The sequence below is a fragment of the Streptomyces lincolnensis genome (genome assembly GCF_001685355.1).
GTDB lineage: Bacteria > Actinomycetota > Actinomycetes > Streptomycetales > Streptomycetaceae > Streptomyces > Streptomyces lincolnensis.
Genome location: NZ_CP016438.1, coordinates 2,055,651 through 2,068,471 on the forward strand (window position 1 = coordinate 2,055,651; position 12,821 = coordinate 2,068,471).

Annotated in this window: 10 protein-coding genes; 2 read left to right on the top strand and 8 right to left on the bottom strand. The window is 71.5% G+C overall.

What is annotated here, in order from left to right; genetic code table 11:
* Nucleotides 1–130 precede the first annotated feature (130 nt).
* From SLINC_RS09045 to pgsA, 4 genes are all read right to left on the bottom strand, one after another.
* A complete protein-coding gene (locus tag SLINC_RS09045) occupies nucleotides 131–673 on the bottom strand; it encodes a LemA family protein (protein ID WP_067429029.1) in 543 nt (180 codons plus the stop codon).
* A 399-nt stretch (nucleotides 674–1,072) separates the two neighbouring features.
* Nucleotides 1,073–2,242, bottom strand: coding sequence for a glycosyltransferase family 4 protein (locus SLINC_RS09050; protein ID WP_067429032.1), 1,170 nt, complete (start codon nucleotides 2,240–2,242; stop codon nucleotides 1,073–1,075).
* Nucleotides 2,239–3,147: a phosphatidylinositol mannoside acyltransferase gene (locus tag SLINC_RS09055; RefSeq protein WP_067429035.1), complete on the bottom strand. Its 909-nt coding sequence runs from the start codon at nucleotides 3,145–3,147 to the stop codon at nucleotides 2,239–2,241. The genes SLINC_RS09050 and SLINC_RS09055 overlap by 4 nt, the downstream gene beginning before the upstream one ends.
* Nucleotides 3,144–3,881: a phosphatidylinositol phosphate synthase gene (gene pgsA, locus SLINC_RS09060; RefSeq protein WP_067429037.1), complete on the bottom strand. Its 738-nt coding sequence runs from the start codon at nucleotides 3,879–3,881 to the stop codon at nucleotides 3,144–3,146. Before pgsA ends, SLINC_RS09055 begins: the two co-directional genes overlap by 4 nt.
* Nucleotides 3,882–4,130: 249 nt before the next feature.
* On the opposite strand from pgsA, the gene SLINC_RS09065 reads away from it, so the two are divergent.
* Both SLINC_RS09065 and SLINC_RS09070 read left to right on the top strand, forming a co-directional pair.
* The gene (locus SLINC_RS09065; protein ID WP_067429041.1) at nucleotides 4,131–6,329 is read left to right on the top strand and encodes an elongation factor G-like protein EF-G2; all 2,199 of its coding nucleotides are present in this window, start codon (nucleotides 4,131–4,133) and stop codon (nucleotides 6,327–6,329) included.
* Nucleotides 6,330–6,514: 185 nt separating this feature from the next.
* On the top strand, nucleotides 6,515–8,173 hold the full coding sequence (locus tag SLINC_RS09070; protein WP_067429044.1) for a hypothetical protein: 1,659 nt from the start codon (nucleotides 6,515–6,517) through the stop codon (nucleotides 8,171–8,173).
* A 57-nt stretch (nucleotides 8,174–8,230) separates the two neighbouring features.
* Here the strand turns inward: SLINC_RS09070 and SLINC_RS09075 are convergent, their stop codons facing one another.
* The 4 genes from SLINC_RS09075 to SLINC_RS09090 all read right to left on the bottom strand — a co-directional run bounded on the left by SLINC_RS09075 (nucleotide 8,231) and on the right by SLINC_RS09090 (nucleotide 12,713).
* Complete coding sequence (locus SLINC_RS09075) at nucleotides 8,231–8,791, bottom strand: HIT family protein (protein WP_067429049.1); 561 nt, start codon at nucleotides 8,789–8,791, stop codon at nucleotides 8,231–8,233.
* 65 nt (nucleotides 8,792–8,856) lie between these two features.
* The gene (thrS, locus tag SLINC_RS09080) at nucleotides 8,857–10,833 is read right to left on the bottom strand and encodes a threonine--tRNA ligase (RefSeq protein ID WP_067429052.1); all 1,977 of its coding nucleotides are present in this window, start codon (nucleotides 10,831–10,833) and stop codon (nucleotides 8,857–8,859) included.
* A 90-nt stretch (nucleotides 10,834–10,923) separates the two neighbouring features.
* The gene (locus SLINC_RS09085) at nucleotides 10,924–12,150 is read right to left on the bottom strand and encodes a hypothetical protein (RefSeq protein WP_067429058.1); all 1,227 of its coding nucleotides are present in this window, start codon (nucleotides 12,148–12,150) and stop codon (nucleotides 10,924–10,926) included.
* Nucleotides 12,147–12,713, bottom strand: a complete 567-nt coding sequence (locus tag SLINC_RS09090; RefSeq protein ID WP_067429062.1) for a DUF4365 domain-containing protein — start codon at nucleotides 12,711–12,713, stop codon at nucleotides 12,147–12,149. Before SLINC_RS09090 ends, SLINC_RS09085 begins: the two co-directional genes overlap by 4 nt.
* Nucleotides 12,714–12,821: the final 108 nt, after the last annotated feature.

Genomic DNA, 12,821 nt, shown 5'->3' on the forward strand with positions numbered 1-12,821 from the left:
GAAAGAGGGTTTCAACAGCACCGAGGAAACGCGAGGGGACCAGGCCACAGCAAGGGCCAATGAGGAGGCGGTGGATCGTTTTCCGGCCTGCGGCGGTCTGGGACGGGGGCCGGGCGGGGCGTGGCCGCCGTCAGGCGGTGCGATCGGTGAGCGCCGCCGGAGGCTCGTCGTCCATCTCGAAGGCCATCGGGAACGGCGCGTGGCCGGCCAGCCGGAACCAGCGGACCTTGCGGTGCCTGCGCAGCGCCCTGGCCGCCCGTACGGCGTCGTTGTGGAAGCGCCGGGCCATGGGCACCCGGCGTACCGCCTCGGTCAGTTCCCGGGTGGCCTCCTCTCCCCCGGGCGCCTCACGGACCGCCTCGACCTGCTGGGACTCGGCGAACACGGCCCGCAGCGCCTGGCTCAGCTCGCTCTCGGCGACCTCGCGCTGTTCCTCCTCGGCCTGGCGTGCGGCGTGGGCCGCCTCGTACAGGACGATCGACGCGGCCGGGTCGAGCACCGCGGAGGTGGCCAGTTCCTGGGCCACCGAGGCGCGGCGCAGCAACTGGGCGTCCAGGGCGGCGCGGGCCGCGTCGATCCGGGCGTGCAGTCGGTCGAGCCGGCCCGCGGTCCAGCTCAGATAGAGGCCGATCGCGAACAGGGCCACCGCGATCCAGATGAGTGTGGAAGTCACGGCCCGCAGGCTACCCGTGCCCGCAGGCGCCTTCGGACCGGCCCGGGTCCGGCCGTGCCGGGCGTGAGGCGCCCTCGGCACGCCACACGCTCTTGGCGAGGCGGAGGCGCCGTCGCGGCCACGGCCGGACCCGGTGCCGGGCGCCCGGCCCACGCGGGCCCGGGCGGCGTGCTGCCGTCGGGGTCACTCCCCGCGAGGATCTGGCCGCCGCGCAGGACCACAGCCGACTGCGGGCCGGCCACCCACCGGCGCGGTCTTCGCCGACTCGTCGGCCACTCCTCGGTCACCGGGCTCGCCCCGGACGCGACGGCGCACGACGCGTCCCCCTGCTGCGGCAGGTGGTCGCACGGGACGTGTGACCCCGGCCGACGCCTCGAACCGTACGGACACCCAGGCCCGTCAGTCGCGCGCCAGCCCCAGCCGTGCCCGCAGGCCCGTGGCCCGTTCGTCGTCCGCCGCGGCGACGGCCGCCGCTCCGGCCGTCACCGTCTCGTACACGGAGAGGATGTCCGCGCCGACCGTCGACCAGTCGAACCGCCGTACGTGCGCGCTGCCCCGCTCGCGCAGCCCCTCCCGCCGCTCCGGGTCCCCGAGCAGTCGTAGGGCGGCCTCGGCGAGGGCGTCCGCGTCCTCGTTGGTGAACAGTTCGCCCGCCGCGCCCTGGTCCAGGACCTGGGCGAAGGCGTCCAGGTCCGCGGCCAGCACCGGGGCGCCCGCCGACATGGCCTCGACGAGGATGATCCCGAAGCTCTCGCCGCCGGTGTTGGGAGCGACGTACAGGTCGACACTGCGCAGCAGTCGCGCCTTGTCCTGGTCGCTGACCATGCCGAGGAACTCCACCCGGGAGCGGAGTTCGGCGGGCAGGGTCTCCACCGCCTCCTCCTCGTCCCCGCGCCCGGCCACCAGCAGACGGGCCCGCGGGCGTTCGGCGAGGATCTTCGGCAGGGCCTTCATCAGGACCGGCAGACCCTTGCGGGGCTCGTCGATCCGGCCGATGAAGCCGATGGTGTCGCCCTGCCACTCGGGCTTGGGCTCGGCCCGGGCGAAGAAGTCGACATCGACGCCGTTCGGGATGACGACCGCGTCTCCGCCGAGGTGTTCCACCAGCGTGCGCCGGGCGTACTCGCTCACCGCGATCCGCGCGCTGATCTTCTCCAGGGCGGCCTGGAGGATCGAGTACGCGGCGACCATGACCCGGGAGCGCGGGTTGGAGGTGTGGAAGGTGGCGACGATCGGCCCCTGGGCGATCCAGCAGGTGAGCAGGCCGAGGGAGGGCGAGGACGGCTCGTGGATGTGGACGACGTCGAACGCGCCGTCGTGCAGCCAACGGCGCACCCGGGCCGCCGACAGGAAGCCGAAGCTCAGCCGGGCCACCGAGCCGTTGTAGGGCACGGGTACCGCGCGGCCGGCCGAGACGACGTACGGCGGCAGCGGGGTGTCGTCGTCGGCCGGGGCGAGGACGGACACGTCGTGGCCGAGCCGGATGAAGTACTCGGCGAGGTCACGGATGTGGAACTGGACGCCACCCGGCACGTCCCAGGAGTACGGACAGACGATGCCGATTCTCACGAGGGCCTCTTGGTGGGGTCCAGGTCCTTGAGCCACAACCGCTGCAGCATGTGCCAGTCCTCCGGATGGTCGGCGATCCCCGAGGCGAAGGCATCGGCCAGCGCCTGTGCCATGACAGACGTCTTCTCGGCCCGGGTACCTGTCTCGGGCACCTCGACCGGGGGGTGCACGCGGCCCTTCATGACGGGCGAGTCGTCGTACCAGAGGGTCACCGGGAGCAGCAGGGCGCCGGTCTGCTGGGCGAGCAGCGCCGGTCCGGCCGGGATCCGGGTGGCCTCGCCGAAGAACCGCACCTCGACGCCGGAGGAGGACAGGTCGCGTTCGGCGACCAGGCAGACCACGCCGCCGTCGCGCAGCCGCCGGGCCAGCGTGCCGAAGGCGGTGCCGCCCGTGTGCGGCAGGACCTCCATGCCGAGGCCCTCGCGGTAGGCGACGAAACGGTCGTACAGCGTCTCCGGCTTGAGGCGCTCGGCGACCGTGGTGAAGGGCATGCCGAGCTTGGTGGTGAGCCAGGCGCCGGCGAGGTCCCAGTTGGCCATGTGCGGCAGCGCGAGGATGACGCCCCGGCCGGCCGCGAGGCCGTCGGTGAGGTGGTGCAGGTCCTTGGCCTCGAAGCCGGCCCTGACGCGGTCCGCGCTCCAGGCGGGCAGCCGGAAGGACTCCATCCAGTAGCGCAGGTACGACCGCATGCCCGCGCGCGAGAGCTCGGCCAGGCGCTCCGGGCTCGCGCCCGGCACCACGCGCGCGTAGTTGCTCTCCAGCCGCAGCACGCCCTTGCCGCGCCGCTTCCAGGCGAGGTCGGCGATGCTCCGGCCCAGGCGCACGGCGACCGGCTCGGGGAGCTTCTTGACCACGCCCCAGCCGAGGCCGTACAGCGCGTCCGTCAGCCGCTCCTGGGCGCTCACTTCGCGGCCTCGCTCCCCTGGGTCTCCGGCTTCGCGGGAGGCTCGGCGGCCTCCGCCTCGGCGGACTCCCGGCGGACCGTGACGACCCGCTGGATCAGCGTGACCAGGCTGCCGACCGCGACGATCCACAGCGCGACGGGCAGCAGGTACTGGATGCCCGGCACCCCGAAGGTGTGCAGCCCCGCGAGCCCGGCCGCGACCAGGGAGATCACCAGGCGCTCGGCGCGCTCGACGAGGCCGTTGACGGCGACCGGCAGGCCGATCGACTCGCCGCGGGCCTTGGTGTACGACACCACCTGGCCGCTGGCCAGGCAGAAGATCGAGACCGCGCACAGGACGAGGTCGTCGCCCCCGCCGGCGTACCAGAGGATGAAGCCGCCGAAGATCGCGCCGTCGGCGACCCGGTCGAGCGTGGAGTCCAGGAAGGCGCCCCAGCGGCTGGAGCGGCCGAGCTGGCGGGCCATGTTTCCGTCGACGAGGTCGGAGAACACGAAGAGCGTGATCACGACGGTGCCCCAGAAGAACTCGCCCATGGGGTAGAAGACCAGCGCGCCCGCGACCACACCGGCGGTGCCGATGAGCGTGACCGTGTCGGGGCTGACGCCCCGCCGGATCAGAAACGCGGCGAACGGTGTGAGGACACGCGTGAAGAATGCACGCGCGTACTTGTTCAGCATGGCCTTCCCGAGGGTCGGTGTGGCCGCGCGGCCCCTGCTGGCCACCGGCTGGCCCATCGTAGCCACGCCCGCCGGTGCGCGACGGGCGGGCACCCGGCCCTCGTGTCACGTCCTGACGGCATCGAGGTCACGGGCCGATTGCGCGCGGCCCGCCGAGGCGGGAGCGGTGGGATCACGTCCGCCGTATGGACGCACCGTGACGGGAGTGGAAAGCTCGAAGAACACCGCGGGCGTCGCCGGAGCCGCCACCGCGGATCCCGCGTGTCCGCGCCCACAGTGACCTCACCGTGCACGGGAGGCAAGGCCATGGGCGACAAGGCGAACGCACACCCCGGAGCCGCCGGCAGGGCGACAGCGGCCGACCACCCCGCGTCCGTACGGAATGTGGTGCTGGTCGGCCACTCCGGATCGGGCAAGACGACATTGGTGGAAGCTCTCGCGCTGACGGCGGGAGCACTCAACAGGGCGGGCCGTGTGGAGGACGGCGGCACCGTCTCCGACTACGACGAGATCGAGCACCGCCAGCAACGCTCGGTGCAACTGTCCCTGGTACCCGTCGAATGGGACGGATACAAGATCAATCTCCTCGACACCCCCGGATACGCCGACTTCGTCGGAGAACTCAGGGCCGGTCTGCGAGCGGCGGACGCGGCCCTTTTCGTCGTCTCCGCCTCCGACGGCGTGGACGGCTCGACCCGCATGGTGTGGGAGGAGTGCGCGGCCGTCGGCATGCCGAGGGCGATCGTCGTCACGCACCTGGAGTCCGCCCGGGCGGACTTCGAGGAGATGACGCGGATCTGCGCGGAGGCCTTCGGCGGCGACGACCCCGACGCCGTACTGCCGCTGTACCTCCCGCTGCACGGCCCGCAGGCCGCGGACGGGCACGCGCCCGTGACCGGGCTGACCGGGCTGCTGTCGCAGAAGCTGTTCGACTACTCGTCCGGGGAGCGCAAGGAGTCCGAGCCGGGCGAGGACCAGCTGCCGCTGATCGAGGAGGCCCGCAACCGGCTGATCGAGGGGATCATCTCGGAGTCCGAGGACGAGACCCTCATGGACCGGTATCTCGGCGGGGAGCCGATCGACTTCAAGACGCTGGTGGAGGACCTGGAGCGGGCCGTGGCGCGCGGGGTCTTCTTCCCGGTCCTGGCCGCCGCCCCGGCGGCCGACGGCGCCCGGCAGGGCATCGGCACGGTCGAGCTGCTGGAGCTGATCACCGGGGGTTTCCCGACGCCGTTCGAGCACCCCACGCCGGCGGTCACCACGATCGACGGCAAGCCGCGCGAGATCAAGGCGTGCGACACCGAGGGTCCGCTGGTCGCGGAGGTCGTGAAGACGGCGTCCGACCCGTACGTCGGCCGGATCTCGATGGTCCGGGTCTTCTCCGGCACCCTGCGCCCCGACCAGACGGTCCATGTCTCGGGGCACGGGCTGGCCGACCGCGGCCACGAGGACCACGACGTCGACGAGCGGATCGGCGCCCTGTCCGCGCCGTTCGGCAAGCAGCAGCGGGCGCTGACGCACTGCATCGCGGGAGACATGGCGTGCGTGGCGAAGCTGAGCCGGGCGGAGACCGGGGACACCCTGTCGGCCAAGGACGACCCGCTGCTCATGGAGCCGTGGGAGATGCCCGACCCGTTGCTGCCGCTCGCCATCCAGGCGCACAGCAAGCCGGACGAGGACAAGCTCTCCCAGGGGCTCGCCCGGCTGGTCGCCGAGGACCCGACCATGCGGCTGGAGCAGAACCAGGACACCCACCAGGTCGTGCTGTGGTGCCTGGGCGAGGCACACGCCGACGTGGCGCTGGAGCGGCTGCGCAGCCGCTACGGCGTGCAGGTCGACGTGGTCCCGCACCGGGTGTCCCTGCGGGAGACGTTCGCGGCCAGGTCCGCCGGGCGCGGCCGGCATGTCAAGCAGTCCGGCGGGCACGGGCAGTACGCCATCTGCGAGATCGAGGTGGAGCCGCTGCCGGGCGGCTCGGGCATCGAGTTCGTGGACAAGGTGGTCGGCGGGGCGGTGCCGCGGCAGTTCATCCCGTCGGTCGAGAAGGGCGTGCGCGCCCAGGCGACCAGGGGAGTCACGTCGGGCAACCAGCTGGTCGACGTCCGCGTCACGCTGCTGGACGGCAAGGCGCACTCCGTCGACTCCTCCGACGCCGCGTTCCAGACGGCCGGGGCGCTGGCGCTGCGGGAGGCGGCGGCCGACGCGAAGATCCATCTGCTGGAGCCGGTGGCCGAGGTGTCCGTGCTGGTCGGCGACGACTACGTGGGCGCCGTGATGAGCGACCTGTCCGGACGGCGCGGCCGGGTGCTCGGCACGGAACAGACCAGCGGCAAAAGGACGTTGGTACGGGCCGAGGTGCCGGAGATCGAGATCGGCCGGTACGCCGTCGACCTGCGTTCCCTGTCGCACGGCACGGCCCGTTTCAGCCGTTCCTACGCACGGCACGAGCCGATGCCGCCGCAAGTCGCCGAAAGGATCCGTGAAGAGGCGGGCGCGGCTTCGTAGTTGAGGCCGGGCGCGGCTCAAGTGGCGCGTGCGGAACGCTCCCCTCCGTGTCGGCGGACGGTTTCCACCGTCCGCCGACGCATGTCCGTACCTGGAGATACGCTGATGACCTGATCAACAGGTGTGCGAAGCACGGAAGTCGGGAAGGCCGCAGGAGGCGACACCTGCGGCGATCGGGGGCGGGAATGACCGTTGACAGCGGCTACGCGGACATCTTCGGTCCGCAGGTGCCGCGCACCGGCGACACGGACCAGACGGCGACGTTCGCGCTGGCCTCGGCGGCCTACCGGGACAACCCGGTGGGGAAGATTCTCGAGGCCAACAGCGAGTGGCACACGTCGACCATCAAGGCTGGCCGCAGGTGGGCGAAGATCTTCGAACCCAATCTGGGTGAGGCCTTCTCCGCGGCCGTGATCGCTCGCATGCTCGGAGCCGGCCGCAAGCCGCTCATCCAGTCCTTCGGCGCCGAGCCGCAGGTCGTGGTCGAGCACTGTCTCGCGGCAAACCGCATCCGCCGGGACCGCGACAACCTCCTGACCATCGTCATGGTGCTGTGCGGCCTGCTGTTCCTGCCCGGCCTCCTCATCTGGCTCCTGGTCTTCCAGATCCGCAGGACCATGGCCAGGCAGGAGGGCAGGGCCGGCGCCATGGCCACCGCGCTGCTCGTCGGGGTGGGCGCGCTGGCGGTGCTCTTCCTCGTCAAGATGCCGTTCACGGGCTTCTGGGCCTGGTACGCGCGCGCGGCGGTCGTGCTGCCGGTGGTCGGCTGGTTCTGGGCCAAGCAGATCTGCGAGCGGACGGCCAACGACCTGCGGGGGCGCTGGAGCAGTCTGCTGGCCGGCAGCAGCATCGGGGCGAAGGTGCCCGAGGCGGTGCCGCGCAGCCCCGGCGAGACCGCGGCCGAGTCGCTGCGCCAGTCCCTGGCCCGGCTCAGCGCGGAGCAGGCGTCCAACTCCGTCTTCTACGCCGGGCCCAAGGGCATACTCGGCATGGGCACCCGCTGGGGCAGCTGGCAGCTCGCCGAGGACCTGGTGTCCGCCGATCCCACCCGGGAGATCCATCCCTTCCGCAGCTGGGACGTCATCCGGTCCATCCACGACCAACTGCGCATGCTGGAGCGGAACACGCTGAACACCGGCGGCTTCCCGAAGGCGTCCATACGCCACTGGGTCGTCACACCGGTCGCGGAGAACGCCAAGGCGGTGTCCCGGCCCACGGGCACGGACGTGGACGCGTACCAGGTCAAGAACCACGCCATCCAGGACATCTGCAACAAGCAGCAGTTCGGCGCGGGCGACCGGCACTATCTGGGCGTGCAGTGGACGCTGTGGGACGGGCAGCTGGTGATCACGATGATGATCACGGTGACCGTGCTGCACGAGACGCTGCGCATCGAGGTGACCGGGCATGCGCTGGGGCCGGTGCACGGGCTGTTCACCTCGGGTCCCGACGCCAAGGAGAAGGAGGTCTCCAAGTCCCTCAAGTTCTGGGAGACGCGGAAGGTGAAGCTCCCCCTGGTCGACGCGGACGAGGTGGTGCGCCTGGCCGCCCGGGCACCGCTGACCTGGTATCCCCCGCTGCTCAACTGGCTCGGCGGGTCCCTCGCCCTGCCCGAGCCGTTCGGACTGCGGCACGCCTGGGCCGACAAGCCCTGGCGGCACCGCTTCATGGCCGACGACGCGCTGCGTGCCGCCACGCCGGTCCTGCGCGTGGTCCACTCGGCGGCGATCCGGGTCCTCGCGGAGAACGGCGTGAACACGGAGAAGTTCGGCAACCGGTCGGCGTTCCTGAGCACGGCGGTGCAGGACGCCTCTCCGCGCAAGGCCGACGTCTACGACGCGTAGGGGTGTGAGGGTGTGGGGGCCGCCCGCTGGGGGCCGCCCCCACACCCGCCGAGGTCGTCAGACCGCCGGCCAGGCCTCCGCCAGCATCTTGCGGGTGTCCGCCAGCAGTTGCGGCAGGACCCGGGTGTGGCCGACGACCGGCATGAAGTTCGTGTCGCCGCCCCAGCGGGGGACGATGTGCTGGTGCAAGTGGGCTGCGATGCCCGCGCCGGCCACCGAACCCTGGTTCATGCCGATGTTGAAGCCGTGGGCGCCGGAGGCGGTGCGCAGGGCGGTCATGGCCTGCTTGGTCAGCGCCGCGAGTTCCCCCGTCTCCGCGTCGGTGAGGTCGGTGTAGTCGGCCACGTGACGGTAGGGGACGACCATGAGGTGGCCGCCGTTGTACGGGTACAGGTTGAGCACGGCGTAGACCTGCTCACCGCGCCGCACGACCAGCCCGTCCTCGTCGGACTTGGCCGGAATCGAGCAGAAGGGGCAGCCGTCGTCGGCACCCGGGCCGGTCGGCTTGTTCTCACCCTGGATGTAGGCCATCCGATGGGGCGTCCACAGACGCTGGAACGCGTCCTGGGTCCCCACGCCCCACTGCTGCTCCGGCTCACTCGTCATGCAGTGCAGCATATGGCTTCGTTCTGAGGGTATGGAAAAGGCCCCCGGGATCGCCCCGGGGGCCCTGCGCCGTCCGATCAGACCTGCGTCCGCTCCTCCACGACCTTCACGATCTTCGCGATGGCCTCGTCGAGGGGGATGCCGTTCTCCTGCGAGCCGTCGCGGTAGCGGAAGGACACCGAGCCGTTCGACATGTCCTCGTCGCCCGCGATGACCATGAAGGGCACCTTCTGCTTCTGGGCGTTGCGGATCTTCTTCTGCATGCGGTCGGAGGAGGAGTCCACCTCGACGCGCAGGCCCTTGCGCTTCGCCGCGGCGGCGAACTGCTCCAGGTACTCGACATGCGCGTCGCCGATCGGGATGCCGACCGCCTGGACCGGCGCCAGCCACGCCGGGAAGGCGCCCGCGTAGTGCTCCAGGAGCACCGCGAAGAACCGCTCGATGGAGCCGAACAGGGCGCGGTGGATCATGACCGGGCGCTGCTTGGAGCCGTCGGGCGAGGTGTACTCCAGCTCGAAGCGCTCGGGCAGGTTGAAGTCGAGCTGGATGGTCGACATCTGCCAGGTGCGGCCGATGGCGTCCTTGGTCTGGACGGAGATCTTCGGGCCGTAGAAGGCGGCGCCGCCCGGGTCCGGGACCAGGGGCAGGCCCTGCTTCTCGGCGACCTCGCGGAGGGTCTCCGTGGCCTCCTCCCAGGCGTCGTCGGAGCCGACGAACTTCTCCGGGTCCTTGGTGGACAGCTCCAGGTAGAAGTCCTCCAGGCCGTAGTCCCGCAGCAGGCCGAGCACGAAGGTGAGCGTCTTGTCGAGCTCCTCCGCCATCTGCTCGCGCGTGCAGTAGATGTGCGCGTCGTCCTGGGTGAAGCCGCGGGCCCGGGTCAGACCGTGCACGACGCCCGACTTCTCGTACCGGTACACGGTCCCGAACTCGAAGAGACGCAGCGGCAGTTCACGGTAGGAGCGGCCGCGCGCGTCGAAGATCAGGTTGTGCATCGGGCAGTTCATCGGCTTGAGGTAGTAGTCCACGCCCTCGTCGAGCTGCATGGGCGGGTACATGCCGTCGGCGTACCAGTCCAGGTGGCCCGAGGTCTCGAAGAGCTTCCCCTTCGTCGCGTGCGGGGTGTAGACGAACTCGTAGCCCTCCTCCTCGTGGCGGCGCCGCGAGTAGTCCTCCATGACCCGGCGGATGATGCCGCCCTTGGGGTGGAAGACGGCGAGGCCGGAGCCGATCTGCTCCGGGATCGAGAACAGGTCGAGTTCGCTGCCCAGCTTGCGGTGGTCGCGCTTCTCGGCCTCGGCGAGGAAGTCGAGGTGCGCCTTCAGCTCGTCCTTGGTCGGCCAGGCGGTGCCGTAGATGCGCTGGAGCATCGGGTTCTTCTCGCTGCCGCGCCAGTAGGCGGCCGCGTTGCGCATCAGCTTGAACGCCGGGATGTTCCGGGTGCTGGGCAGGTGGGGACCGCGGCAGAGGTCCTTCCAGCACAGCTCGCCGGTCTTGGCGTCCAGGTTGTCGTAGATCGTCAGCTCGCCGGCGCCGACCTCGACGTCCGCGCCGTCGTCGCTGGAGGCGGCGCCCTTGAGGCCGATCAGTTCCAGCTTGTACGGCTCGGCGGCCAGTTCCTCGCGGGCGTCCTCGTCGGTCACCACACGGCGGGAGAAGCGCTGGCCGCGCTTCTGGATCTCCTGCATCTTCTTCTCGATGGCCTTGAGATCCTCGGGCGTGAACGGCTTCTCGACGTCGAAGTCGTAGTAGAAGCCGTCCTTGACCGGCGGGCCGATGCCCAGCTTGGCCTCGGGGAAGAGCTCCTGCACGGCCTGGGCCATGACGTGCGCGGCGGAGTGGCGCAGGATGTTCAGGCCGTCCTCGGAGGAGATCTCCACGCCCTCGACCTCGTCGCCCTCGGCCAGGGCGTACGACAGGTCCCTGAGCTCGCCGGCCACGCGCGCGGCGATGATCGAGCGCTCGCCGGCGAAGAGCTCGGCGGCCGTGGTGCCCGTCGTCACCGTGCGCTCTTCCCGCTCGGAATCGCGTTGGATGATCACACGGACGTCTGACACCGGTCTCTCCTGACTGAAGGGGGATGCGGCGCCATACCGTGAGCGCACGCAGGAGGGGATCGTACCGACCCCGGGCCCCCCTCCGCGAAGTCAGTCCCCTCCGCAGGCCTCCTCGAAGAAGGCCGTGATCTCGGAGGTCTCCTGGAGCGACTTCATCAGCCGGTCCCGTTCCACCTCGTCCACCTGCACCGGTACGACCTCACTGGCGTCCACCAGCCGCCGGAAGCCGCCCCGGCTCTCCAGCCGGCCCTGCACCCGCACCGGCATGCCGACCAGGTGGGCGTGCCCGGCGATGCGGTACGTCTCCTCGTCCAGCGTCAGTCGTACGTGCGGGATCTCGGCGCCCGCGATCACGCGCAGCCGTACCGTCCCCTCCCCGCGCGGCCCCGACCTGCGCATCCTGACCACCGTGCCGGTGATCCGGACCGGTACGGAGGGCTCCTCGCGCAGATAGCGGGCCCCGGCCTCCCGCAGGACGGGCAGGTCACCGGGCGAGAACTCGACGGCCTCGGCGCGGGACGCGCATCCCTCGGGGACGCCGGCGGCCGGCGCCCACTCGACGGCGACGCGCGCGCCCTCCGTGCCCCGCACCAGGGCGATCAGCGCCTCGGTGAGTTCACGGCTGACGCCCGCCTCGACGGCGCCGTCGAAGGCGTCCATGCCGCCGGTGGCCCGCTGGTAGTCGATGGCCTCGCGGGCGGCGTACAGGGCCTGGTGCAGGCGTACGGCGAGCGGGCGGCCGGTGTCGACGGGCACGAACGCGGTGAGGCGGCGGCCGCCGGAGGCGGAGCCCACCAGGACGTCATGAAGGGACGCGGCGGCGGTGCGCCGGTATCGGGCGCCGTAGTACCCGGCACGCGCGCGGGTGGCGAGCGATCCGGCGAGCAGCATCTGCCGCGCGGCCGTGCGCAGCTGTTCCTCGACGACCCAGGGGGCCGCGCCGGCCGGTCCGGTCGGGACGTCACGCCACCAGCGGACCTCGTCGCTGGGCACGGCGAGGGAGACCAGCACCTCGCGCGCGGAGGGCGTGCCGCTGCGGGACAGCGCGAGGAGCGCCTCGCCGAGCAGGTCCTCGCTGTCGGGGAAGGCCAGGCTCTCGGGCACGAGCAGGCTGGTCCCGCCGCCGCCCGGTCCGGGCGGGGTCCAGCGGCCGTAGCGTCCGGCGGCTCCGCCGCGCCGCTGCCAGCCGTGGCGGTGCAGCAGGGCGCCGAGGACGGCGGGGTCGACCTCGTCGGGCTCGGGTGGCCGGTGCCAGGCGGCGTCCTCGGGGTGCGGCCTGACGGGCCGCAGTGGCTCGTCGAGTGGTCGGTGGGTCATGGTCTGCCTCCCGTCCCGACCCGCGTCATGATCTCGCAGAGCGCCCGGTCGTCGAAGATGCGCGAGGTCGGCACCCGGACGGTGGTGCGGGTGCGGCCGGTGATGCGGTGACCGGCGAGGTTGACCCAGTAGCAGCAGTGTCTGAGGTCGAGCCGGTCGTGGCCGGCGCGCAGCCAGTCGTCCCGGGACCGCGGGACGAGCATCACGACCAGGATCTTGTGGACCGAGACCGGGGTGCGGGCGAGTTTGCGCAGGTGGTCGTTGTCGAGCGTGAAGGAGAAGGAGCGGCCGGGCGGGTTCGGCGCGATCTGGTAGGTGCACTTCAGCTGCACCTTGATGGTCACCTCGTCGTCGACGGTGTGCCCGGGTGAGCCGTGGCTGACGTGCCAGTCGATGCCGTTGTCCGGAAAGGGCTGCGACAGCGAGCAGCCGGCCGCCGCGGCGACCGCGTGCAGATAGCCCACCTGCAAGGTCTCCATGCAGGCGGTGGTGGCGAGTGTGCCGCGATGGGGGCCCGTGCGTTCGGGCAGCAGCCCGCCCCGCTCGGGCTGCGCTATCGCCATGACCAACAGCCTTCCCAGCCAAGTGAAATGCCCACACAGGGGCCACATGTATCCCGCGCCGGGCCGCTGAACTGCGCAGACCCGTACTCCTGTTGTGTCCTTCCGGCG